Raw genomic sequence first — 24,013 nt, 5'->3', positions numbered from 1 at the left:
GCCGAGGTATCAGGCCTGCCGTTGGGCGAGGCAGGCCTGGTGGATCGCGTCCCAGCATTCCTGGCTCCACAGGCGGATCCAGGTGGCGGCCCACAGTCGGTCCCAATGCCGGCGCAACGGGTTGCGTCGGCGCGCCTCCAGCAGCTCTTCGATTTCTTCGTTGAGCGATACCGGCTCGAAACCGGTCCATACCGGTGGTACCGGTGCCACGATGTTGTAGTAGCAGACCGGCGCGACTTCCTCGTAGAAGATGCGCTTGAGCTCGGCCAGGTCGAAGGGTTCGAGTTCGCGGGCGATCCAGGCGTAGTCCACCCAGCTGTCGACGAACGACTCGGAGAGCAGGGCGCGGACGTTGTGGCGTTGTTCTGGGGTCACGGGGCGGGCTCTTGTGGGGATGCCCGATGCTGCGCGGTTTGTCGCTGGCAGGTCAAGCGCAGCAAGACCCTTCGCCGGCAAGGTCGGCTCCTGCACAACACCTCCTGCAGGAGCCGGCCTTGCCGGCGAAAGGCGCACCGCCATTCTCAATCCAGGCTCAGCTTGGCCTCGATGCGGTCCAGGTGCTGGTGCATCAACTGCAGCGCCGCCTCGCTGTCGCCGTCCTCCAGTGCGTCCACCAGGGCTGCATGTTCCTGCCAGGCGCAGTGTTCGCAAGGCTGGGTCTCGTACTGGGCAATGATCAGCGACGTCATGGGCACCAGCCCGTTGAGAAACCGCGTCAACGGGGCATTGTCGGCCATCTCCGCCAGCTTCAGGTGAAACTCGCCCCCCAGACGAATCGCCGTGCACCGATGGCCCTGCTCGTGGTGCTTGCGCTCGCGGGCAATCAGCTCGCGCAACTGGCGGATGCGTGGGGCACTGGTGCGCCGCGCCGCCAGCCCGATCAGCGTGGTTTCAGCCAGGCGCCGGGCACTGAGCACCTGGCGCGCCTGCTGCGGGTCGGGTGCGGCCAGCCGGGCGGTGTGCGCCGGGCGTTGCACCACCACCTGCTGGTCGGACAGGCGCCCCAGCACGCGGCGGATCACCGTGCGGCTCACGCCGAAGGCCTGGCCCAGCGCCTGCTCGGTCAGCGCGGTACCTGGCGCCAGGCGCTGTTCGAGGATCGCATCGAACAGGCGCGGGTAGATCTCGTCAGCGCTCAGGCGCTGCTCGCCGGCCGCCAGCAGCGCGGGCAGGGCGATCGCGGACGGGGTAGCAGGGCAGGCGTTCATGGTCGCTCTCCTGGTCAGTTGCCCGGGTGTTCATCCGGAATGGTCAATTCGATGCCCATGCGCAGGCCTTCCTGCAGAATGTGCCGGCGCATCTGCGCACTGGCCTGGGCGCTGTCCTTGTTGCGGATGGCGCGCACCACCGCCTCGTTCTCTTCCAGGCGCGCGGCCAGGTGCTCGGGCGAGTTGTGCAGCACCTGGGCGCTCTGCTTGAGGGCATTGCTGGTCTGCTGCACCACACTCTGGAAAATCGGGTTGGCGGTCAGTGCGAACAGCTCTTCGTGAAATGCCAGGTAGGCGCGCACCCCGGCTTCGCTGTCGCTGGCCTCCAGGGCCTCGCGCATGTCCATCAGGGTCAGGCGCAACTGGCCGATTTCCTTGCTGCTGACCGACTGCGCCACCAGCCCGACAATGAACGGCTCCAGCGTGTAACGCAGCTGCAGTACGTCCTCCAGGCTGGCTCCGGCCACGGCCGCGGGGGCCTGTACCAGCTCCTGGGTACCGGGGTCGAGCACCAGCACTCCCTTGCCTGGCATGGAACGCACCAGGCCGAGGGTCTCCAGCACCGTGACCGCCTCGCGCAGGCTTGGCCGGCTGATGCCCAGTTGCTCGGCCAGTTCTCGCTGACCCGGGAGCATCTCGCCCGAGCGCCACTGGCCACGGGCCAGTGCCTGGCGCAGTTTCTCCACTACCGCATTCACTACCGTCGATGAGGTAATCACTGTTTGCTCCCTGAAAACACATGCATACGTCGTTGCCTAGAATTCCTGTTGATGGGCAGGGGTGGGCAGCTTGCGCGTCTGGAAGCTGAAGCCCTGCTTGCCGTTGAGTACGTTGTTGGCGCGTTCCAGATCAATGTCCTTTTCCCAGCGGGCGATGGCCACGGTGGCCACGCAGTTGCCGATCAGGTTGGTCAGCGCGCGGCCGATGCCCATGAACCAGTCCACCGCCAGCACCAGCACCAGGCCCACTACCGGGATGGCCGGTACTGCCGTGAGGGTGGCTGCCAGAATCACCAGCGCCGACCCCGGAATGCCGTGGGCGCCCTTGGAGGTGATCAGCGACACCAGCAGGATGGTCAGCAGGTCGGTCATGGCCAGCGGCGTGCCGGTGGCGTTGGCGATGAACACGATGGCCAGGGTGAGGTAGATGGAGAAACCGTCCAGGTTGAAGGAGTAGCCCGTGGGGATCACCAGGCCGACGGTGGAGCTGCCGATGCCCAGGTGTTCGAGCTTGCGCATGATCTGCGGCAGGACCGCATCGGACGAAGCAGTACCCAGCACGATGCCCAGTTCTTCGCGCATGTACTTGAGGAACGGGAACAGCTTCAGGCCCGAGACGCGCATCACTGTCCCCAGGATCACCAGCACGAAGCCTGCACAGGTCACGTAGAACAGCGCCACCAGGCCGCCCAGGTGTTGCAGCGAGTCCAGGCCGTACTGGCTGGTGGTGAAGGCGATGGCGCCGAACACGCCGATCGGCGCCAGGCGCACGATCATGCCCATGATGCGGAAGATCACATGGCTCAGTTCGTTTATCAGCCGGGTGATGCCCGACGCGGCCTCGCCCACCAGGTTCAGGGCGCTGCCGAACAGCACCGAGAACAGCAGCACCTGGAGGATGTTGTTGTCGGCGAAGGCGCCGAGCACCGAATTGGGTATCAGGCCCATGAGGAACGCTGCCGTACCCTGGATATGCTGGCCACGCTCGGCCAGCGCGCCGGCATCGGCGGTCGACAACTGGTCGAGGTGGATGTTGGCACCGGTACCGATGCCTGAGGTGAATGCCAGTACCAGCCCCAGCACCAGCGCAATGGTGGTCAGCACTTCGAAGTAGATCACCGACTTGAGGCCGATGCGGCCAACCTTCTTGAGGTCGCCGGCACCGGAAATGCCGCTGACCACCACGCAGAACACAATCAGCCCGATGAGCATCTTGATCAGCTTGATGAAGCCGTCACCGAGGGGTTTGAGTTGCAGGGAAACTTCAGGAAAGCTCAGGCCGCAGGCGATGCCGAGCATCAGGCCGAGCACCACTTGGAGGAAGATCGAACGCGAGCACCATTTGAGCATGGGGAGGGATCTCTGGTCGGTGTCCGTGCTTCTGGCAACAAGCGCCGAGCGACAGACTTAATTATTGTGGTCTTACCGGTATGTCCAGTGCAGGCGCAGTGTAGGCGGGGTTTTTGCGGGTTTGCAAGTATTTCGCGAATCCAGGGCATCAGATCGGTTTTACCGGTCTGACCAGTTACAGTACTTATCGACGACAAAAGCGCTTCAAGCAACAGTGGCAGGCGCCTGTCACGCTTTTGCGAGGGCAGTGATCAAGGCTTGGAAAGGGCCAGGTCTACCGCTGCAATCAGCTTTCCCAGGTCCTTGGGTGGAGCTTTGTGAATAACACCGAACAAGTAGGCACGTTGCTCGTCCGCATCTTCCAGGTCGGCGAAAAAGGCATTGAGCTTGACGCCCAGCACGTCGGCAAAGGTGAACAGCGCTTCGACACTGGGGGTGTAGGTGCCGGTTTCAAAGCGGCTTATGGTTTTGGGGTCAAAACCGGTTTTTTCGCCAAGTTCAGCCTGAGTAAGCCCGGCTACCTTGCGATAGCGTCTGATGGCTGGACCCAAACTAGATAATTCCATCGCTCGATTCCCATTTAGAATCAAGAACTTAACGATAAATATTGGCATTGCACAACGCCACGTTTCATCACCTTTCCTTGCAAAATGTGATGTATTTCGTAGAATCGTTCACTTGGACCGACATTTACGCTGCAGGTTTCAGGGCCGCTGGACAAGGCTTTAGCGTGCGCTTCAGGGAGTTTTAACGTGCGTCTCAATCTGCCGGTCACGGCTGTCGAACAGACCTTTCCGGACCATCAGCGGCTGATTTCCGCCACCGATACCGACAGTAACATCACCTATTGCAATGCCGAATTCGCCGCCATGAGTGGCTTCAGCCAGGCGGAACTGATCGGCAGCACGCACAACCTGGTGCGCCACCCGGACATGCCGCCTGCCGTATTTGCCCTGATGTGGCAGTACCTCAAGGCCGGCCAGAGCTGGATGGGCATCGTCAAGAATCGCTGCAAGAACGGCAACTTCTACTGGGTCAGCGCCTACGTCACACCGGTGCTCGAGGACGGCCGCCTGGTCGGCTACGAATCGGTACGGGTCAAGCCCACTCGCGATCAGGTGCAGCGCGCCGAAGCGCTGTATGCCCGTCTGCGTGAAGGCAAGCCCCCCGTGCCCTTCGGGCGTCGCCTGGCCCTGCAGGGCCGCGTGCTTGCGCTGCCGTTGCTGGCAGCCGCTTTGGCCATAGGCGCCAACCGGCTGTTGCCGGGCTGGGGCGGGCAGGTCATCACCCTGGCGCTGTTCGTGGCGGTGGGCCTGTGGGGGCACAATCGCCTGCGCCATGAAGTGCGCCAGATCGTGCGCAGCACCCCCAACACGTTCTCCGACCCGATCAGTGCGCTGGCCTACAGCGAAGCGCTGGGGCCGACCGCGCAACTGCAGATGGTGTTGATCAGTGAAGAGGCGCGCCTGAAAACCGCGCTGACGCGCCTGAGCGACCTGGCCAACCAGATGGCCGTGGCCGCCAGCGATTCCAGCCGGCTGTCCAATGCCACCGAGCTGGCGCTGCTCGACCAGCGCGCCGAAACCGACATGACCGCGGCGGCGATGACCGAGATGGCGGCATCCATCGCCGAAGTGGCGGTGCATGTACAGCAGACCGCCAGCGAGGCCGGCACCGCCAACCAGCTGGCCGAACAGGGCAGCCAGGTGGCCGGTACCTCGCGCGAGGCGATCCAGCTGCTGGCCAGCACCGTCACCCAGATCAACCAGGCGGTCGGCCACCTGGCCGGGCAGACCCAGGACATCATGCTGGCTGCCAGCGTGATCCAGGCGATTGCCGACCAGACCAACCTGCTGGCGCTCAACGCTGCCATCGAGGCGGCGCGGGCCGGCGAGCAGGGCCGCGGCTTTGCCGTGGTGGCCGATGAGGTGCGCGCCCTGGCAGGCAAGACCCGCCAGTCGACCCAGCAGATCCAGGGCATCATCGAGACTCTGCGCAGCGGCGCCGATGACGCGGTGAGCATCGCCAACCTGGGCATCCAGGAGGCCGAGCAGGGCGTGGCGCAGGTGGTCGAGGCGCAGCGCGCACTGCAAGGCATTCGCGAGGCGGTGGCACGCATCACCGATATGACCCAGCAGATGGCGGCCGCCTCGCAGGAGCAGTCCTACGTGGCGGAGGACGTGTCGCAGCAGATCAATCGGGTAGCCGGCACGGTGCAGAAGACTGCCGACAACGCCAATGCCGCCGCCACCCGTGGTGGCGAGCTTGAGCATATTTCCAGCGGCCTGCGTGCCTTGGTTGAACGCTTCAACCGATAGCCGCCAGGCGAGTGAACGAGCATGGATGACAACTACCGCGCGGCCGTCGACGCGGCCGCGATCTTTTCCGAAACCGACCTCGCCGGACGCATCACCTACGTCAACCAGCAGTTCTGCAGCATCTCCGGCTACAGCCGTGAAGAGCTGCTGGGGGCCAACCACCGCATCCTCAATTCCGGCCTGCACGGCAGTGACTTCTTCGAGAGCATGTGGGCATCGCTGGTAGCCGGCAAGGTCTGGAAGGGCGAGATCTGCAACCGCGCCAAGAACGGCTCGTTGTACTGGGTCGACAGCACCATGGTGCCACTGCTGGACCCGGCCACCGGCAAGGTCCGCAAGTATGTGTCGATCCGCTTCGACGTCAGCGAGAAACGCCAGCTGGTGCACACCCTGCAATGGCGCGTGGGGCATGACGTGCTCACCGGGCTGCCCAACCGCGCATTCCTTTCGGACCTGCTGAACCAGGCCCTGGAATTCTCGCGCACCGAGCAGTTCCCGCTGGCGGTGTGCATGCTCGATCTGGACGGCTTCAAGGCGGTCAACGACGGCTATGGGCATGCCTGCGGCGACCTGCTGCTGGTCGAGGTGGCGGCGCGGCTCAAGGGCATACTGCGTGGCGGCGATGCGGTTGCGCGGTTGTCTGGTGACGAGTTCGTGCTGATTCTGCGCCATGTCGAGGGCCAGGCGCAGTTGCGCACGGTGCTGGGGCGGGTGCTGTCGGCGGTGGCGGCGCCGTATTCGATTCGCGGCCAGCAGATCAGTGTCAGTGCCAGTATCGGCGTGACCCTGTACCCGGCCGACAACGATGATGCCGACACCCTGCTGCGCCATGCCGACCAGGCGATGTACGTGGCCAAGCAGAGCGGACGCAACCGCTTCCACCTGTTCGACGTATCGCTGGACCAGGAAGTGAAGGCCACGCACCAGACGGTTGAGCGGGTCCGCCGCGCCATGAAGAATGGCGAGCTGCGCCTGTTCTACCAGCCCAAGGTGAACATGCGCAGTGGCGAGGTGCTGGGCTTCGAGGCCTTGCTGCGCTGGCAGCACCCGGTCAAGGGGCTGGTGCCGCCAGCGGAGTTCCTGCCGTTGATCGAGCAGACCGACCTGATCGTGGACATCGGCGAGTGGGTGATCGACCGCGCGATGGCGCAGATGCAGCATTGGCAGGACGCCGGGTATCGCTGGTCGGTGAGCGTGAACATCGCGGCGCGCCACTTTCAACGGTCTGACTTCGTCGAGCGCCTGCGCCTGTTGCTTGCGCGTCATGACGGGGTTGCGCCGCGCATGCTCGACCTTGAGATCGTCGAGTCGGTGGCAATCGAGAACATCAAGCGGGTCAGCGAATGCCTGGAGGCGTGTCAGCAGTTGGGGGTGCAGTTTTCACTGGATGACTTTGGCACCGGCTATTCGTCGCTGAGCTATCTCAAGCGCCTGCCCACCCAGGCGATCAAGATCGACAAGTCGTTCGTGCGCGACATCCTGCATGACCAGGATGACCTGGCCCTGACCCGCGCGGTGATCGGCCTGGCACGGGCCTTCGGGCGCCAGGTGATCGCCGAGGGGGTAGAGACGGTGGAGCATGGCGAGGTGCTGATGGGGCTTGGCTGCGATGTGGCGCAGGGCTACGGCATCGCCCGGCCGATGCCGGCGGCGGAGGTGGTGGGATGGGTGCGCGAGTATGTGCAGCCGCATGAGTGGGTGGTGTTGCGCCAGGCTTGATACCGCATCGGGCCCTTGGCCGGCAAGGCCGGCTCCTGCAGGGCCGGCGCTACAACTGCGGCGCCGTGTTCTTCACCACCGCCAGTTCCGGGTGCGCCACCAGCTTGTCGATGTGCAACTCGTCGTTGTTCATCCAGGTTTCGCTCAGCACCCGGTAATGCTCCATGTCCCGGCAGCGCATGCGCAGGCTGTAGTCGAAATGCCCGCTGATGAGCTGGCACTCGAATACCTGCGGGCAGGCCTTCATGCAGGCCTCGAAGGCCCGCTGGGCCGAGCGCCCGCTCTGGTTGGACAACGCCACCAGCACCAGCAGCGACAACCCTGGCGACACCCGCTGCACATCGATGATCGCGCCATAACCACGTATCACCCCGCGTCGCTCCAGTTTGCGCACCCGCTCCAGGCAAGGCCTGGGCGTCAGGTGCACCAGCGAAGACAGCTTCTCGTAGGTGATGCGCCCGTTGTGGCGCAGTACGTCGATGATCGCCTCGTCGATCCGATCCAGAGGCGGCGTGTCATGCAAGCGGTTGGCCTTGGTGTCCATGGTGGCGTCGGTTCACTTCAAACGGTTGGAAAGAAATTGCTGCAGGCGTTCGCTCTGCGGCTGGTCGAGCATCTGCGGGCCGCCCTGTTCCTCGACCCGGCCTTGGTGCAGGAACAGTACCTGGCTAGACACCTGGCGGGCAAAGCCCATCTCGTGGGTGACCATCAGCATGGTACGGCCTTCCTCGGCCAGCGTCTGTATCACCTTGAGCACTTCGCCAACCAGTTCCGGGTCCAGTGCCGAGGTCGGTTCGTCGAACAGGATTATCTCCGGTTCCATCGCCAGCGCCCGCGCAATGGCCACGCGCTGCTGTTGCCCGCCAGACAGGAATGCCGGGTACTGATCGGCCGCGCGCCCTGGCAAGCCGACCTTGTCCAGGTAGGCGCGGGCGCGGGCCTCGGCCTCGCGCGGGCTCACCCCAAGCACGCGGCGCGGCGCCAGGCAGATGTTCTCCAGCACGGTCATGTGGCTCCACAGGTTGAAGTGCTGGAACACCATGGCCAGGCGCGTGCGCAGGTTCTGCAGCTGGGCCGGGTTCGGCGCGCGGGTGCCGGCGCGGCCCTGGTGCATCTCGATGCTCTGGTCGTCGAGGGTGATCACGCCCGAGTCCGGCTGTTCGAGAAAGTTGATGCACCGCAGCATGGTGCTCTTGCCCGAGCCGCTGGCACCGATCAGGCTGATCACGTCGCCCTTGCGCGCCTGCAGCGAGACGCCCTTGAGTACCTGGTGATCGCCATAGCTCTTGTGCAGGGCATCCACGCTCAGTTTGATGGCGGCGCTGCTGACGCGCGGGGCGGTGGGGGTTTCGTACAGGGCCTGGCCATGGGCCGGCAGGGGGTGTGCGCAAAGGGTCATGGGTCAGCCTCGGGCAGGAACAAGGAAACGCATCCAGCGGCGTTCGGCCAGGCGAAACAGCCCGACCAGCGCGAAGGACAGCAACATGTACAGAATGGCCGCGATGCCGAAGGCCTGGAACGTCAGAAAGGTCGCGGCGTTGGCGTCGCGGGCCACTTTGAGGACGTCGGCGACGGTGGCGGTGAACGCCAGCGAGGTGGCATGCAGCATCAGGATCAGCTCGTTGCTGTACACCGGCAGCGCACGGCGCAGGGCTGCCGGCAGCACCACGAACAGGTTCAGGCGCCAGCCATGCAGGCCGTAGGCCTGGGCGGCCTCGATCTCGCCATGGGGAATGTTGCGAATGGCCCCGGCGAAGATCTCCACGGTGTAGGCGCAGGTGTTGAGCACAAAGGCCAGCAGCGTGCAGTTGAGCGCATTGCGCAAGAACTGGTCGAGCAGCGCGTTGTCACGCACCACCTCCAGCCCGTACAGCCCGGTGTAGCAGATCAACAACTGGATATACAGCGGGGTGCCGCGAAACACGAAGGTGTACAGCTCTACAGGCCAGCGCAGCCAGCGCTTGCGCGACACCCGCGCCAGCGCCAGTGGCAACGACAGCACCAGGCCCAGCACCATGGTCACGATGAACAGCCACAGCGTCATGGCCAGCCCCGACATGCCCGCGCCATCGCTGTACAGGTAGGCCCGGCCGTATTCCTGAAGCAGTTCGATCATGATGCCAACCCCTTGATGCCGGTGTTGTAGCGCCGTTCCAGCACCTTGAACAGGCGATTGGAAAGGGTGGTGATAAGCAGGTAGACCAGCCCCGCGAACAGCAGAAAGTACAACGGCTCATTGGTGGTCTTGCCGGCGTTCTGCGCAGCCTTTACCAGGTCGGAGAGGCCGATGATCGACACCAGCGCGGTGGACTTGAGCAGCACCAGCCAGTTGTTGCCCAGCCCCGGCAGGGCGAAGCGCATCAGTTGCGGGAACAGCACCAGCTGGAAGCGCTGCACGCGGCTCAGCCCGTAGGCGGTAGCCGCTTCCAGCTGGCCATGGGGCACGCTGAGGATCGCTGCGCGAAAGTTCTCGGTGAAGTAGGCGCCATAGATGAAGCCCAGGGTGATCACGCCGGCCATGAATGGGTTGATCTCGACGTAATCCCAGCCAAGCAGCTCGGTCAGGTCGTTGAGCCACAGCTGCAGGGTGTAGAAGATCAGCAGGATCAGCACCAGGTCGGGCACGCTGCGAATCAGCGTGGTGTAGAGGGTGGCGGGAATGCGCAGCAGGCGCAGCGAGGACAGCTTGGCGCTGGCGCCGATCAGGCCCAGCAGCAGGCTCAGGCCCAGTGACAGAAAGGCCAGTTGCAGGGTCATCCAGGTTCCTTGCAGCAACAGCGGGCCGAAGCCCTGCACGCTCAGGGCCTGCAAGCCGGTGGAGGTGAGGAAGTCGTTCACGGGAAAACTCTCGGTAGGACCAAAGGCGGGTGCGACAGCGCACCGGGCCGTGCAGGCCCGGGCTCTGCAGGCGATTACTCGTTGTAGATATCGAGGTCGCCGACGTACTTCTGCTGGATCCTGGCGAAGGTGCCATCGGCCAGCACCGCGGCGATGCCCTTGTCGATCAGCGCCTTGAGCTCGGCGTCGTTCTTGCGCAGGCCCATGGCGATGTCCAGGGGCAGGGTGGGGTCCTTGATTGCCGGGCCGCTCTTGAAGTTCGCGCCTTCGGGGGTGTTGAGGAAGTTCAGCTGTGCTTCGAGCTTGTCGGTGAGGGTGGCGTCCAGGCGCCCGTTCATGAGGTCGGCATAGTTCTGGTTCTGGGCCTGGTAGGCTTTGACCCGGGCACCCAGCGGCGCCAGCTTGGCGCGGGCGTAGGCCTCTTGCAGCGAGCCTTGCAACACGCCAACGGTCTTGCCCTCGAGCGATTCGGGGGTGTCGCCGAAGTCGGCGCCCTTGCGCACGATCACCGAGGTGGGGCTGAGGAACAGGCGATCGGAAAACTCGATCTGCTTCTGACGGGCCGGCGTCACCGCCATGGACGACATGATTGCGTCGAACTTGCGTGCACGCAGGGCCGGGATCATGCCGTCGAATTCGTTGTGCACCCAGGTGCACTTTACCTGCAGCTTTTCACAGATGGCATTGCCCAGCTCGATGTCGAGACCTTGCAGGCTGCCATCGGCGGCGACGGATTCGAAGGGCGGGTATTCGGGGAACACGCCGAAACGGATTTCTTTCCATTCCTGGGCCTGGACTGTGCTCGCGCACATGGGCAGGAGCAGCACGCTGAGCAGCTTTCGCAGCGAGGTCATAAAGGTATCCCTGTGTCTTGTAGTTGATGTAGGGCAGTGAACGCTTCGTTGGCCTGAGCCTTGGTCTGTGTGTGACTCTTCGGTCTGGCGTCAGAATGCGTGAAGGCAGCATTTTTTTTGTGTCGTTTGGGCCGGCGCTGGCTGCCGGATTCTGCTGTTGGCGATTCGGTGTCAGCCGAATCGGCTGCATGACCTCCTGTTTTGGCTTCGGGGCAGCTTGCTGTGTACGGCCGTGCAAGGTGCACGGCCGCCTGGATTGACGTGCAGGCCCGGTCTAGGCGCGTTTCTTGTGCACCGCCTGAACCTTGGGCAGCAGCCGTGCAAACAGGTCCTTGGGGTTTTCCAGGGCCGGCACCAGGTCGATTTCATGGCCGATATACAGGGCCTTGGCCACATCCAGCACATAGCGCAGGGCCGAGTAGTCTTCGATGGCAAAGCCCACCGAGTCGAACAGGGTGACCTGGGTGTCGTTCTCGCGGCCGAGCACCTGGCCGTTGACCACTTGCCAGAACTCGGTGATCGGCGAGTCGGCTGGCATCTGCTGGATCTCGCCCTCGATGCGGCTCTGCGGTTCGTACTCGACGATCACCCGTGCGGCGTCGACGATGTCGCGGTGCAGCTCGGTCTTGCCCGGGCAGTCGCCACCCACCGCGTTCAGGTGCATGCCCGGCTCGATCATGTCGGCGGTCAGGATGGTGGCGTAGGCCTTGTCGGCGGTGACCGTGGTGACGATGTCGGCGCCGCGTACCGCATCGGCCACGGAGCTGGCCAGTACCACCTTGATCGCCGGGAAGGCGCGAAGGTTCGCGGCCAGTTTGGCCGTGGCTTGTGGGTCCAGGTCGTACAGGCGGATTTCCTCGATGCCCACCAGCGCGTGGAAGGCGATGGCCTGGAACTCGCTCTGCGAACCGTTGCCGATCAGCGCCATGCTGCGGCTGTCGGGACGCGCCAGGTAGCGTGCGGCCAGGGCCGAGGTGGCGGCGGTGCGGATCGCGGTGGTCAGGGTCATTTCGCTGAGCAGCAATGGCGCGCCGGTGTCGACATCGCCCAGCGCACCGAACGCCATCACGGTGAGCATGCCGCGCTGGGTGTTCTTCGGGTGGCCGTTGACGTACTTGAAGGCGTAGAGGTTGGCATCGGAGGCCGGCATCAGCTCGATCACCCCGTCTGGCGAGTGGTTGGCCAGGCGCGCGCACTTTTCGAAGTCGTGCCAGCGCAGGTAGTCCTGGCGGATGTACTCGGCCATTTCTTCCAGGCAGGTGGTGAGGCCCTTGCGGGCGACCAGTTGGCTGAGGTCGTTGACGTCGATGTAACGGGTCATGGGGAGCTCCTTCTTGTGGTCGGTCAATTGCGCACCGGCAGGTGCACTTCGGCGAGCATGCAGCGCGCGCTGCCGCCGCCGATGCGTTCGATGTTGTCGATGTTCACCACCACCGGGTGGGTGTGCCGCTCGACCTGGCGGCGCTGCTCGGGGTGCAGCGAGCGCCAGGCACTGCGCGACATCACCAGCAGCGGCTGGCCTTGCTTGTCGTGCACTTCGAGCATGTTGCCGGCGAAGCCTTCGAGCTGGTCGAAGTCCAGGGCCAGGATGTCCTTGCCGGTGGCACGCAGGCTGTGTTCCAGGGTACGGCGCTCGTCGGCATCGGGCAGTGCCTTGAGGCACACCACCGACAGCCCGCGGCCCACGCTCATCATCACGTTGCAGTGGTAGATGGGCGCCCGGTGCCGGTCGACGGCGTGAAACAGGCACAGGCGGTAGTCGAGCCTGTCGGCGAACTGGCGCAGTGCTTCGGTGTGGGTGCGCCCGGAGTGGCAGGCGTAGCTGATGCGGTGTTCGCGGTCGAGCACCATGCTGCCGGTGCCTTCCAGGAACATGCTCTGTTGCTCCAGCGGGCTCAGGTCGATGGTGTTGTGAATGCTGAAACGGTCGGCGAGCACCTGCAGCACGCCCTTGTCGCGTTCCAGGCGGCGGTTGTGGCCCTCCATCGGGTAGAGCACCAGGCTGCCGTCGGCGTGGCTGCTCCACCAGTTGTTGGGGAAGATCGAGTCAGGCGTGTGCGGGGCCGGCGTGTCCTGCACCACCAGCACCTCGACGCCATGCTGGCGCAGGGTGTCCACATAGCCGTCGAACTCTTCCAGCGCTTTATGCTGTGCCTGGTCGGGGTCCAGTGCAGGCTGCTGGAAGCGGTTGTTGAGTGCGGTGTCCGGGTTGAAGGCGAACCGCGCGGGGCGGATCATCAAGACTGTATTGGTGGTTTGCATCGAGGCACGCATCCGGGGTTGGCAGTGCGTCTATTGTCGATGCAGTGGCGCTGCAATCCCGGCTGAAGCGCGCGGGGCGCTCAGCGGGGAAAGCTGAAAAGCGGGGTATTGCAGCGTAATCGGCTGTGCCGGTTCAGGGCAGGTGCTCGGCCATGTCACGCAACTGGTTGGCCAGCGCGACGGCAGCACGGGCGCTGTGTTCGCCTGCCACCAGGTGCGTGAAGGGCAGGTCGATCAGCCGGCCCTCGCGCACAGCACGCAACTTCGAGAGGGCCGGGTGGTTGTGCAGGTACTCGCGCTTGCGCCGGGCCGGCGACCAGACGGCGTCGGCCAGGATGATCACGTCCGGGTCGCGTTGCAGCAGGGTTTCGGGGTCGACGGTCACGCGGTGCAGGTCGACGTCGGCGAACAGGTTGCGCCCACCGGCAACCTGGATCAGTTGGGTGATGAAGCCGCGGCTGCCCTCGCTGTCGAGGCCCTGGTGCTCGCTGTCCAGGTAGAACACCGAAAGTGGGGCATGCTGCGCGGCGAGCTGGTGGGCGCGGTCCAGGTCTGCTCGTTGCTGCGCGATCAGCCGAGCGGCCTGGGGTTCGCGCTGCAGCAGCTTGCCCAGGCTGCGCAGGTCGTCTTCGATGGCCGCGAAGCCGGAGGCCGGGCGCGGGTCGCAGGCGTTCTCCAGCAGGTAGCTGCCGATGCCATTGCGGGTCAGGTGGGTGCGGGCGCCCACGCCATCGCGAAAGGCGCTGGCGAAACCGCCGACCACCAGGTCGTAGCGCTGGGCATAGAACACCTCCGGCGAGGGATACAGCCGCGACAGCAGGGGCACGCCGCGGTAGCGCCGGGAGGCCAGCGCCTCGGGGTCGTCATCGATGTAGCTCACCGCAACCAGCGACGGGCCGACCTGCAGGGCCAGCAGCAGGTCGGCGGCATGCTGGTTGAGCGCCAGGATGCGCTGCGGCGGGGCGTGCGGCAGGGTCCAGTCCTGGCCGCAGTTACGGTAGGTCTGGGCGTGGGCCGTGGTGCCGAGCAGGCACAACAGCAGGCAGAGCAGGCGCGTCATGGGGTATCACCATTGAGCAGCAGTGCGCTGACCGGGGTACCTGCGACCAGGTGCTCGCGCACCAGGCGGCGGGCATCGTCGGCGCTGGCGATGCGGTACCAGCAGCGCTCGGGGTAGACGGTGGCGACCGGGCCCAGGTTGCACGGGAACTGGCAGTGGGTACGGGTCAGCAGCACGCCGTCGGCGGTTTCCATGCGCTGGGCGGCGAGCAGTTCGTTGCGCACCACTTTCCACACCTGCTGCGCGCCGCGCTGGGTGCAGCGCGGGCCGGTGCACAGCATCACGTGGCGGGCGTGGGCGGGAATGTGCGACCACTCGGGTTTGCTGGGGATGGGCATGGGCTTGTCCTTGAGTCCGTGGTGCGGCTTTCGCGGGTCAATCCCGCTCCCACAGGCTCATCTGTCACCTGTGGGAGCGGGATTGACCCGCGCTGCTTCTAGAAGCTGTAGGTGTAACGCACTTCGCTGGTGAACGGCCTTCCCAGGTTCTGCACCTTGCGCGCGCCGCTGTCCATGCTGGTGGTGTAGTCGCGGTCCAGCAGGTTCTCCAGCAGCAGGCTCAGGCGATGCTGGCGGGCGCCGTCCAGGTAGCGGTAGGCATCGGCGTCCACCACGGTGTAATGCCCGTAGTCCACATCCCGCGGGCTTTTTACCGTGCCGATGTAGCGCACCGCCGCGCCTGCGCCCCACATCCGGTCACCCGACTCGTACCCCAGCCGGCTGCGTGCAAAGAACCCGGGAATGTTGTTGAGGGTGGCGCCGTTGCGCGACTCGCTCAGGTTGCGCGTCATGTCTGCCGCCAGCTGCCAGCGGTCACTGAGCTGGAACTGCCCGTTGACCTCGACGCCGCGCACCTGGATCTCGCCATCGCCGTTGACCCATTGTGCATCCACGATGGTGATCAGGTCCTCGATGCGCCGGGTGAACAGCGTACCGCTCAGGCTGTAAGGCTGGCCCTGGATCAGGCCGGTGTAGTCCAGGCCCAGTTCGGCATTGCGGCTCTTCTCTGGCTTGAGGTTGGGGTTGCCCATCTCGTCGCCCGGCTCGTTGACGTACAGTTGCTCGGCGTTGGGCAGCTTGTAGGCGGTGCCGAACTGGCCGCGCAGCTTGAGCTGGTCGGTCAGGTCGTAGAGCGAGGTGAGCATGCCCACTGTGGCACTGTCACCGCCGCTCAGGTGCTCGCGGCGCACGCCGATGCTGGGGTGCCAGTCAGGCAGGGCGTCGATGACAGGGCGCAGTTGCACATACAGCGCATGGGCCTCGGCCTGGTTGTTGTCGATCTTGAGCACGTCGTCCTTTCCCTTGAACCACTGGTTGTCGGTACCGAACACCAGGGTGTGCTCGCCGGGGAGCACGGCCTTGCCTTCGGCCTGCATGCCCCAGTCGCTGAAACCCCAGTAGTCGTCGTGGTTGAGGGTGCGGGTGCTGCCGTCGGTGTTGTTGTAGATGCGGGTGTAGCGCGTATCCCAATCGTTCATGTGGCCTTTGACGAAGTAGCTGAAGCCGGGGTTCAGGCGCTGCTCGAAGGTGGCCGTGGCGATCTGCTGCACGCGGTCGTTGGTGGTACGGCGGTTGGCGTCCGGGCGCAGGAAGTCCAGGTTGGCGGCGCTGTACTGGTAGAACAGCTCCAGGCGGCTGTCATCGCCCAGGCTTTGTGCGGCCTTGGCGCCGAAGGTGTTGACCTCGTAGCTGCGCTTCTTGTCGCTGACCGTCGAGGTGATCTGGCTGCTGTGGTAGGGCTGGTAGCCCTCGGACACGTTGTGGCTGACGTAGGCCAGCAGCCCCAGGTCGCCCAGGCCGTTGCTGAAGATGCGCTCGATACGTGCATCGCCGTTGCGCCCCATGAAGCTGTCGACGCCCAGGTTGACCTGGCCCGAGGGGTCACGGCTATGGGCCGAACGGGTGACGATGTTGATGACCCCGGCCACGGCCTGGGTGCCGAACAGCAGGCTCTGGCCGCCCTTGAGTACCTCGATGCGCTCGATGGCGGCGGCGGGCAGGGTGTCTATATAGATGCCGCCGTAGAGGCGGTTGTTCAGGCGCACCCCGTCGAGCATGATCAGCGTGTCGTCGTTGCGCCCGCCCAGCAGCGAATAGGTGCCATAGTCGAACGGCCCCTGCTTGGGCGCCACGTACAGGCCGGGCACGAACATCTGCAGCACGCGGGTGATGTCGGCGCTGGGGCCGGCGCGCTCGATCTGCTCGCGGTCCACGACCTCCACCTTGCTGCCATAGCGCGCCATCTCGGCCACCGTGGTGGACTCCACCGAGGGTGCGGAAACGATCTGCTGGTCGAGGGTCAGGGGTTCGCTGGCCGCCAGGGCCGGGCTGCCGATCAGGCAACCGATCAGGGTAAAACGACGTGTCTTCATCTACTTCTCGAAAAAGGATTTTTCGGGAAGCGCACAGGAGGGTTCCGGCGAACGCGCGCCAGAATACCGGCTCGTGCCCGCCCACCGCAGGTTTGCCAAAATGACTGAACGCATCCTTTCAACAGTCGTGGGTTTGCAGGCCGGTCTCCGGGCTTGCGAGGCTCGAAGTCATCCGCCTTCCCATGCGTTGCGCACAGTGGCCTGTTGGATGCTTCACTCGCTTACCGTTGCGGGGGCAGCGCCGGACTAGTCATGCAAGACGCACCGGCTTCCCGTTTCACCTGCTGCACGGCGGCAGCAGGCACCTGAAACTGGGCCGCATCTGACCATTGTCATGACCGTTCGTCAACCTGACGGCCTTTGCTGACGAGCGTGCGTTTGTTCCAGGCCAAAAAAAACGGCACCTTCTCAGGTGCCGTTATCTGATGCTGCCGATCGAGCCTTACTTGTGCAGCTCTTCGGCCGCATACAAGGTGTTCTCCAGCAGGCACGCCCGGGTCATCGGCCCGACGCCGCCTGGCACCGGAGTGATCCAGCCGGCGCGGGGCAGGGCGGTCTCGTAGACCACGTCGCCCACCAGCTTGCCGTCTTCCTGGCGGTTGATGCCCACGTCGATGACGATGGCGCCTTCCTTGATCCATTCACCCTTGACCAACCCCGGCTTGCCGGCAGCCACCACCACCAGGTCGGCGCGACCGACGTGGCCGGCCAGGTCCTTGGTGAAGCGGTGGGTCACGGTCACGGTGCAGCCGGCCAGCAGCAGCTCCATGGCCATGGGGCGGCCGACGATGTTCGAGGCGCCCACTACCACCGCATTCATGCCGTACAGGTCCTGACCGGTGCTGTGCAGCAGGGTCATGATGCCTTTGGGGGTGCACGGGCGCAGCAGCGGGATGCGCTGGGCCAGGCGGCCTACGTTATAAGGGTGGAAACCGTCCACGTCCTTGTCGGGGCGAATGCGCTCGAGCAGCAGCGAGGCATCCAGGTGCGCCGGCAGTGGCAGCTGCAGCAGGATGCCGTCGATGTCGGCGTCTTCATTTAGGCGGTCGATCAGGTCGGTCAGCGCCTGCTGGGTGGTGTCGCTGGGCAGGTCATAGGCCTGGGAGTTGAAGCCGACCTCTTCACAGTCTTTACGCTTGTGCGAAACATAGACTTGGGAGGCGGGGTCGCTGCCTACCAGGATCACTGCCAGGCCGGGGGTGCGCAGGCCTTGCTCGCGACGTTGCGCGACACGTTGGGCGATCTGCTGGCGCAGGCTGGCGGCGATCGCCTTGCCGTCGATAAGTTGTGCAGTCATGACGCGTGATTAACCATCGAGAGGGAATAAAAAGAGCGCGCATTCTCGCATGACCGGGGCGCAGGGCAAAGGCGCTTGGTCTGGCAATTCCCCTAACCCCTTAAATAAAATGAATTTTTTTCAAAAAGGTGTTGACGACTTTGCCGCTCGTCTATAACATTCATCGCACTTGTCGGGCAGAGCCTAGCACTGGTTAGCAAGGTCAGGCAGAATAAGTGGTTTTGATAGCTTGTTCGGTATGACTAAAAGTTAATTTGTAATCCTAACAGAAAGCAGATTAAATATGCGCCCGTAGCTCAGCTGGATAGAGCATCCGCCTTCTAAGCGGATGGTCGCAGGTTCGAGTCCTGCCGGGTGCGCCAATACAGGCAGCTGGCACAAGTAAAAGCAGTAAAGCAATATGGTGGGCGTAGCTCAGTTGGTAGAGCACAGGATTGTGACTCCTGTTGTCGTGGGTTCGATCCCCATCGTCCACCCCATATTCTAAAAGGCGCCCGATGAAAATCCGGCGCCTTTGCTTTAAAAGCTTCACGCGGACGTGGTGAAATTGGTAGACACACTGGATTTAGGTTCCAGCGGCGCAAGCTGTAAGAGTTCGAGTCTCTTCGTCCGCACCATAGATGCTTTCACCGCCCTTCGCTGAAGTGCGTTGAAGCCCGGAACAAGCCGCCTTGAGCGGCTTTTTTCGTTTCTGGGCTTCTACTCCTTACCCGCACCTACCGCTGCACCGCAATGCACTTGATCTCCACCAGCAACCCTGGTCGGGCGAGTTCGCTGACGCCTATGCAGGTCCATGCACAGGTGCCCCTTGGAAAGACCTTGTCCTTCACGCTCCTGAACAGCGGCATATGGCGTTGCATGTCGATGTGATAGGTCGTCATTTCGACCACGTCGTCAAACCCGCAACCGCCCGCCGCGAGCACGAGGCGAAGGTTTTCCCAGGCCGCCAGAAACTGCTGCTCCGGGTCTTCAATCACCTCCAGCTCCGGCGTTCGACCCACCTGCCCGGCGCAGTACAGGGTTCTGCCCACCTTTACCGCGGGGGCATAACCAGCACGCTCGCAAAGCAATTTCATCTCGTCGGGGACGATAATCTGGCGATCAGTCATGGGGCAGGGTCCAGGGGAGTAGGGCTATCAAGCGACGCGCCACTCTATAGAACAGAAAAGCCACCGATCAAGGTGGCTTTCGCGTTTCAGTGCCCTCGCGTCAATGCCTGGTCGCCTTGGGCCCACCTACCGGTGACAGCTCAAGCTCCAGTCGAACGATGTTGAGGATTCTGGTGAGTGGAGCGGCTTGCTCCGCCTCCCCCAGGGCGAGGAGGTGATCGCGTTGTTCGCGAATTCTGCTGAGGCTCTCGTCGAGCTGCGCAGCGGCCAATCGGTATTTTTCCATGTGCGGTTCCTTTATCACGGCCTCCCTGCCACTCGAGTCGGCCGTTCCGTGTGCGGGTGCTGTGGCACCGTTCGTCAACGGAAGGCCCTGCAAGCATAGCGTCCTTTGCGCCGTAGGCGCGTGAACACCACGGGCAGAACTGTTCCAACATTTATCCGCGCGCATGCTGATGAATGATTTTAAAAATAATACTGATTTTCATTTCCCTTTTTGCCTGCCTCACGTGACCTCTATTGCAAGACCATTGCAACGTTCCAGGGAGCTTCACGTGAAACGCATCGCGCCGACCGTAAATCCAGGCCAGCAGCCCGACAGGCACCGTGTTTTCAAGGCGGCGCAGGGCGCGCTTACTGTGCTGGCGCTTGCCGTCAGTGGTGCCAGCGTTGCAATGGCGGCGCCCATGGAGGCGCCCACCGCTCAGCACGCAGCTGTACGCAAGCATTACCAGATTGCGGCAGGCCCGCTGGCGCCCGCACTCAATCAGTTGGCGGGCGCCACCGGCGTGATGCTGACCTTTGCCCCGGAGCTGACCGACAAGCGCCAGACCCAGGGCCTGGATGGCGAGTACAACCGCAAGGAAGCCTTCGACCTGCTGCTGATGGGTACCGGGCTGCGCATCGTGCAGCTCAAGGACAAGAGCTTCGTGCTGCGCGCCGAGGAACAGAGCCGCAGCGCGCTGGAGGTGGGCCCCACGCTGGTCAACGCACTGGGCGAGCGCCCGGGCGTGATCCGCAGCAGCCGCGAAGTGCACGCCGAACGCCAGGACCTCAACAGCCTGGTGCGCTCCATGCCCGGTACCTACACCCTGCATTCACGCAGCCAGCCCGGGGTTTCGGTGAACATCCGCGGGCTGTCGGGCCTGGGGCGGGTCAACACCATGATCGACGGCGTGACCCAGACCTTCCGCAACAACGCCGGTCACGGTTCAGGCGGGCCGATGGCCTTCGTCGACCCCAACCTGCTGGCCGGTGTCGATGTGCAGCGCGGCGCGGTGGACGGCGCCGAAGGGGCCAATACCCTGGGGGGCACCGCCAACTTCCGCACCTTCGATATCGACGACATCGTCAAGCCCGACCACCGCGTGGGTGTGCGCAGCACCTACCGCACCGGCAACAACGGTTACGGCAACACGCGCATGCTCGCCGCTGGCGCACGAACCCGTCCCGAGGATAGCGAGGGCGTGTACGGCATCGTCGCCGCCGCCAGCAGTTCGCAAACCGGCGAATACAAGACCAGCTCCGGCCAGGAAAACCACTACGACACCACCAAGCAGAGCCCGCGCTCGGGCCTGCTCAAGGTGCGCCTGCAGCCCAACGACCTGCACCGCCTGGACCTCAGCGGCGTGCAGTACCGCAACGAGTTCTACCACAACTACCCATGGGAACTGCGCAACGAAACCTACCGCGCCAAGTACGCCTACACGCCCTACAACGAATGGGTGAACCTGACGGTCAACGCCTACCAGAACAAGACCCAGCTCGATTACCCGCCGGTGGAGGAATCCACCTTCATCGGCCGCAAGACCCACGACGATGCCCACGGTTTCGACTTCACCAACCTCAGCCGTTTCAACTTCGGCCCGGTGGAAGCGAGCTGGAGCAACGGCATGCGCTACTACACCGACGACTTCGTTGCCGACACGCCGGAAAAACGCGGGGCCAACCCCGAAGGCAAGCAGCAGACCGAAAGCCTGTTCAGTACCCTGGAGCTGGACTACGACATTTATGCCATGACCCTGGGCATGCACTACGACGGCTACAAGGTCAGCGGCCACGTGCCCAAGTGCTCGATTTTGCGCGAGTGCACGGGTATCGGCGGGGGCGATGTGGACATCACCCGCCGCGAGCACAGCTTCAACCCGCGTATCGGCTTTGCCGTAAAGCCCTATGACTGGATGCAGCTCTACACCAGCTGGTCGCGCACCTCGCGTGCACCGCGGGTGCAGGAGATGTTCTTCGAGAAGGTGCCGATGACCGCCGACGCCAGCGATGCCGACGGCGTAGGGGCCAACCCGTACCTGCGCCAGGAGCGCTCCACCAACTACGAGTTCGGCTTCAATCTCAGTCGCGCCGGGCTGTTCAGCAGCAACGACTACGCCCAGCTCAAGGTCAACCGCTTCATCAGCAAGATCGACGGCTATATCACCCCGCAGTCGTTCGACATCGTCGATGACGACGGCGAATACTCGGCCAAGGCCAACTGGGTCAACTGGCCCGAGCAGGTGCGCATGAGCGGCTACGAGATCGAGGGCCGCTACGACGCAGGCTTCGTCTACGCCAACCTCTCCTGGACCCGCGCCACCACCAAGGCGCCGACCACCTCGGGCATCGAACTCGAAGACATCAACAGCCAGCCCGACCGCTACTGGACCCTCGACCTGGGCACGCGCTGGTTCGACGAGCGCGTGGTGCTCGGCGCCCGCGGCGAGTACTCCGGCCCTGCCGAAGAAAGCTGGGACTGGTACGAAACCAGGAAGACACAGTCCACCGGCGTGATCTGGGACCTTTACGGCAGCTGGCAGGTGCAGCAGAACGTCAGCCTGTTCTTCAACGTCGAGAACGTGGAGAACAAGACCTACAGCTACAACGCCTCGGTGGACTCGATCATGTCCGCCTCACTGGACCGCGGTACCGGGCGTGGGCGTACCACCTCGTTCGGCGTCACGTTCGAATACTGACCCCACAGGACCCTCTCATGTACACGAACTGCCTGCTTGGGGCGTGCCTTGCCCTGCTCGTCGGCTGCGCCACGGTCAATGCGCCGCCGGCCCAGACCGCCTATGCCCGTGTCGAAGCCAACATCCCCGGCTGGGGCGCGATCGTTGATGTGCGCAGCGGCCAGCAGATCGATGCCGGGCAATTGCTCGACGTACTGGCGCAAGCCCCCACGGTGATGGTGGGGGAGACCCACGACAACGTGGCTCATCACCTGATCGAGCAGTGGCTGGCCACCGGCCTGGCCGAGCGGCGCCAGCAAGGCGCCGTGGTGCTCGAGATGCTCGATAGCGATCAGCAGCGCCCGGTTGGCGATGTGCAGGCGTGGCTGGGCGCAGGCAACCGCGTGCGGCTGGCGCGTCTGCGCAAGATCATGCAGTGGGATGAGCGCTGGAGCTGGGAGCAATACGGCCCGTTGATGCAGGCACTGATGCAGGCCCCGGCACCGGTGCTGGCCGGCAACCTGTCTTCCCGCGAACGCAAGCAGGTGGCAGCCGACGCGCCCGCGGATGCGGCCAGCCTGTTTCCGCAAGCGGCAATCGCCGAGGTGCAACGTCAGCGCATCGTGCAGATGCACTGTGGCGAGATCGACCTGCCGCGACTGAACGCCATGCTCGCCATTCAGCACGGTCGCGACCGGCGCATGGCCCAGGTGCTCGACGCCGCGCCGGCCCCGCGCCTGTTGTTCGCCGGTGTGCTGCACACCCTCAAGTCCCAGGGCGCGCCCCAGTACCTCAGGCATGGCGCGCGCGATCCCGGTTTGAAGGTGCTGGTGCTGGGTGAGGAGGGCCAGGCCCCAGCCGTGCAGGATGCCGACTTCGTGTGGCTACTGCCCAGCCAGGACGGCGACGGTGTTGCGCTTGCCCCGGCGGCTGCCAGCTGCGACACACCCTTGCAGCCACCCCTTCACTGAACCTTTTCTGCTCACAAGGAATCCCCACATGCCTGCTATTACTGCCAGCGACCTCCGCCAACGCCTTGGGCATGACTGCCTCAGCCTCGCCCTGCCTGCCGCCGAAGTGGCGGCCCGGCTGTATCACCTTGGCCCGCTGAGGGTCATGACCCAGGCCAGTCATGCATTCCTCGACCAGGTGGGGCGCTTCCCACGGTCGGACGATGTTGCCCAGGTCGGTCTGGTGCTTGGCGAAGATGGCCTGGACCTGCGCCTGAACCTGCGCGCTTGGCACTGGCTGTGCCTCACCCGTGGCCAGGCCGCTGGTGATTTCGAGCTGAGGGTGTTCGACCGGCATGCCGCGCCGCTGTTGCGCCTGGCGTCGCTACCCGGCTCGAACCTGCAGGCGTGGGCCGAGCTGTATGCCCAGGGCAGCCTGGAGCACCCGCACTTCACACCGCGCGAGGCGCTGGTCAAACAAGATGTACAGGTCGCCGGGCTGGTCGACGACTGGGCAGCGATGGGGGATGTGCATGACCACTTCGCGCTGCTCAAGCGTCATGGCCTGACCCGCTATCAGGGCAACCAGGGCGTGGCCCCGCAGTTTGCCCGGCGTATCGGCAGCGCGGGCACTGCGGCGCTGCTCGGGCAACTGGCCGACAGCGGGCTGGAACTGATGGTCTTCATCTATAGCCCCGGCTCCACGCAGATCTACACCGGCAAGCTCGACGGCGCCACGCGGCAGGGCGACAGCCTGGTGTTCGACATGCCGGGTGACGGTGACGCCGCACCAACCCGTTTCGGCATACGTGACACTGTCGAAGCCGAAGCCTGGCGCGTGTACAAACCCAATGCCGTAGGCGGGGTCAACAGCCTGGAGATCTTCGATGCCGAGCAGCGCCTGATCGTGCAACTGTTCGGACGTCGCCCTGCCGGGCAGCCCGAACAGCCAGCCTGGCGCGAGTTGCTCGATCGGTTGGAGGCGGGGCAATGAGCGCTCGGCTGCTGAGTGTGTG

General features: G+C 64.3%; 23 protein-coding genes, 3 tRNA genes and 1 riboswitch. Of the genes, 8 read left to right on the top strand and 18 right to left on the bottom strand.

Translation table 11 applies throughout. From position 1 onward, the window contains the following. Positions 1-9 precede the first annotated feature (9 nt). The 5 genes from KH389_RS18285 to KH389_RS18265 form a co-directional block, all read right to left on the bottom strand. Complete coding sequence (locus KH389_RS18285; RefSeq protein WP_063612014.1) at positions 10-375, bottom strand: DUF7079 family protein; 366 nt, start codon at positions 373-375, stop codon at positions 10-12. A 146-nt stretch (positions 376-521) separates the two neighbouring features. Continuing rightward, positions 522-1,208: a GntR family transcriptional regulator gene (locus tag KH389_RS18280; protein ID WP_043864518.1), complete on the bottom strand. Its 687-nt coding sequence runs from the start codon at positions 1,206-1,208 to the stop codon at positions 522-524. Positions 1,209-1,222: 14 nt separating this feature from the next. Then, complete coding sequence (locus KH389_RS18275) at positions 1,223-1,927, bottom strand: FadR/GntR family transcriptional regulator (protein ID WP_054915296.1); 705 nt, start codon at positions 1,925-1,927, stop codon at positions 1,223-1,225. Between the two features lie 36 nt (positions 1,928-1,963). After that, complete coding sequence (locus tag KH389_RS18270; RefSeq protein WP_043864516.1) at positions 1,964-3,277, bottom strand: C4-dicarboxylate transporter DctA; 1,314 nt, start codon at positions 3,275-3,277, stop codon at positions 1,964-1,966. Positions 3,278-3,528: 251 nt separating this feature from the next. After that, on the bottom strand, positions 3,529-3,843 hold the full coding sequence (locus KH389_RS18265; RefSeq protein WP_043864657.1) for a helix-turn-helix domain-containing protein: 315 nt from the start codon (positions 3,841-3,843) through the stop codon (positions 3,529-3,531). 186 nt (positions 3,844-4,029) lie between these two features. Between KH389_RS18265 and KH389_RS18260 the strand changes: the two genes are divergently transcribed. Next, complete coding sequence (locus KH389_RS18260; protein WP_213606000.1) at positions 4,030-5,595, top strand: methyl-accepting chemotaxis protein; 1,566 nt, start codon at positions 4,030-4,032, stop codon at positions 5,593-5,595. 21 nt (positions 5,596-5,616) lie between these two features. Next, a complete protein-coding gene (locus tag KH389_RS18255) occupies positions 5,617-7,314 on the top strand; it encodes a putative bifunctional diguanylate cyclase/phosphodiesterase (RefSeq protein ID WP_043864514.1) in 1,698 nt (565 codons plus the stop codon). A gap of 49 nt (positions 7,315-7,363) precedes the next feature. On the opposite strand, the gene KH389_RS18250 is transcribed toward KH389_RS18255, so the two are convergent. From KH389_RS18250 to folD, 11 genes are all read right to left on the bottom strand, one after another. Beyond that, entirely contained in the window at positions 7,364-7,858 is a 495-nt protein-coding gene (locus tag KH389_RS18250) for an Lrp/AsnC family transcriptional regulator (protein WP_043864513.1), read from the bottom strand. Between the two features lie 12 nt (positions 7,859-7,870). Next, positions 7,871-8,713: an ABC transporter ATP-binding protein gene (locus KH389_RS18245; protein WP_229589384.1), complete on the bottom strand. Its 843-nt coding sequence runs from the start codon at positions 8,711-8,713 to the stop codon at positions 7,871-7,873. Between the two features lie 3 nt (positions 8,714-8,716). Then, complete coding sequence (locus tag KH389_RS18240) at positions 8,717-9,430, bottom strand: ABC transporter permease (RefSeq protein ID WP_043864512.1); 714 nt, start codon at positions 9,428-9,430, stop codon at positions 8,717-8,719. Next, a complete protein-coding gene (locus tag KH389_RS18235) occupies positions 9,427-10,152 on the bottom strand; it encodes an ABC transporter permease (RefSeq protein ID WP_213605999.1) in 726 nt (241 codons plus the stop codon). Before KH389_RS18235 ends, KH389_RS18240 begins: the two co-directional genes overlap by 4 nt. A 74-nt stretch (positions 10,153-10,226) precedes the next feature. After that, positions 10,227-11,006 carry an ABC transporter substrate-binding protein gene (locus tag KH389_RS18230; RefSeq protein ID WP_054915295.1) on the bottom strand — a complete coding sequence of 260 codons (780 nt, stop codon included), beginning with the start codon at positions 11,004-11,006 and terminating at the stop codon, positions 10,227-10,229. Positions 11,007-11,280: 274 nt separating this feature from the next. Then, entirely contained in the window at positions 11,281-12,327 is a 1,047-nt protein-coding gene (locus KH389_RS18225) for an ornithine cyclodeaminase (protein ID WP_213605998.1), read from the bottom strand. Positions 12,328-12,350: 23 nt separating this feature from the next. Further along, a complete protein-coding gene (gene ctlX, locus KH389_RS18220; RefSeq protein WP_043864655.1) occupies positions 12,351-13,268 on the bottom strand; it encodes a citrulline utilization hydrolase CtlX in 918 nt (305 codons plus the stop codon). Positions 13,269-13,401: 133 nt separating this feature from the next. Then, complete coding sequence (locus KH389_RS18215) at positions 13,402-14,328, bottom strand: ABC transporter substrate-binding protein (protein ID WP_213605997.1); 927 nt, start codon at positions 14,326-14,328, stop codon at positions 13,402-13,404. Next, positions 14,325-14,666 (bottom strand): (2Fe-2S) ferredoxin domain-containing protein, encoded by a 342-nt coding sequence (locus KH389_RS18210; protein WP_043864507.1) that lies wholly within the window; start codon positions 14,664-14,666, stop codon positions 14,325-14,327. The genes KH389_RS18215 and KH389_RS18210 overlap by 4 nt, the downstream gene beginning before the upstream one ends. A 98-nt stretch (positions 14,667-14,764) precedes the next feature. Next, positions 14,765-16,699, bottom strand: a complete 1,935-nt coding sequence (locus KH389_RS18205; protein ID WP_058541314.1) for a TonB-dependent receptor plug domain-containing protein — start codon at positions 16,697-16,699, stop codon at positions 14,765-14,767. A 121-nt stretch (positions 16,700-16,820) separates the two neighbouring features. Next, positions 16,821-17,023, bottom strand: a riboswitch (cobalamin riboswitch). A 118-nt stretch (positions 17,024-17,141) separates the two neighbouring features. Then, entirely contained in the window at positions 17,142-17,996 is an 855-nt protein-coding gene (folD, locus tag KH389_RS18200) for a bifunctional methylenetetrahydrofolate dehydrogenase/methenyltetrahydrofolate cyclohydrolase FolD (protein ID WP_043864505.1), read from the bottom strand. 285 nt (positions 17,997-18,281) lie between these two features. Between folD and KH389_RS18195 the strand changes: the two genes are divergently transcribed. The 3 genes from KH389_RS18195 to KH389_RS18185 all read left to right on the top strand — a co-directional run bounded on the left by KH389_RS18195 (position 18,282) and on the right by KH389_RS18185 (position 18,613). Next, positions 18,282-18,358: transfer RNA gene (locus tag KH389_RS18195), tRNA-Arg, on the top strand. A gap of 41 nt (positions 18,359-18,399) precedes the next feature. Beyond that, positions 18,400-18,475 (top strand) — tRNA-His (locus KH389_RS18190). Between the two features lie 53 nt (positions 18,476-18,528). Beyond that, positions 18,529-18,613: transfer RNA gene (locus KH389_RS18185), tRNA-Leu, on the top strand. A gap of 99 nt (positions 18,614-18,712) precedes the next feature. On the opposite strand, the gene KH389_RS18180 is transcribed toward KH389_RS18185, so the two are convergent. Together KH389_RS18180 and KH389_RS18175 are read right to left on the bottom strand one after the other, a co-directional pair. After that, positions 18,713-19,105 carry a RidA family protein gene (locus KH389_RS18180; RefSeq protein ID WP_058541313.1) on the bottom strand — a complete coding sequence of 131 codons (393 nt, stop codon included), beginning with the start codon at positions 19,103-19,105 and terminating at the stop codon, positions 18,713-18,715. Between the two features lie 100 nt (positions 19,106-19,205). Then, positions 19,206-19,391: a hypothetical protein gene (locus KH389_RS18175; protein WP_054915290.1), complete on the bottom strand. Its 186-nt coding sequence runs from the start codon at positions 19,389-19,391 to the stop codon at positions 19,206-19,208. Positions 19,392-19,659: 268 nt separating this feature from the next. On the opposite strand from KH389_RS18175, the gene KH389_RS18170 reads away from it, so the two are divergent. From KH389_RS18170 to KH389_RS18160, 3 genes are read left to right on the top strand one after another with little or no spacing between them, the layout of a single operon-like run. Continuing rightward, positions 19,660-22,068, top strand: coding sequence for a TonB-dependent receptor (locus tag KH389_RS18170; RefSeq protein ID WP_213605996.1), 2,409 nt, complete (start codon positions 19,660-19,662; stop codon positions 22,066-22,068). 17 nt (positions 22,069-22,085) lie between these two features. Next, a complete protein-coding gene (locus KH389_RS18165; protein ID WP_213605995.1) occupies positions 22,086-23,018 on the top strand; it encodes a ChaN family lipoprotein in 933 nt (310 codons plus the stop codon). A gap of 28 nt (positions 23,019-23,046) precedes the next feature. After that, on the top strand, positions 23,047-23,991 hold the full coding sequence (locus KH389_RS18160; RefSeq protein ID WP_213605994.1) for a ChuX/HutX family heme-like substrate-binding protein: 945 nt from the start codon (positions 23,047-23,049) through the stop codon (positions 23,989-23,991). The last annotated feature ends 22 nt before the right edge of the window (positions 23,992-24,013 follow it).

The organism is Pseudomonas qingdaonensis, assembly GCF_018398475.1.
GTDB lineage: Bacteria > Pseudomonadota > Gammaproteobacteria > Pseudomonadales > Pseudomonadaceae > Aquipseudomonas > Aquipseudomonas palmensis.
Note: the sequence above shows the minus strand (reverse complement) of the source record. Positions and strands in the feature narration are given on the sequence as shown.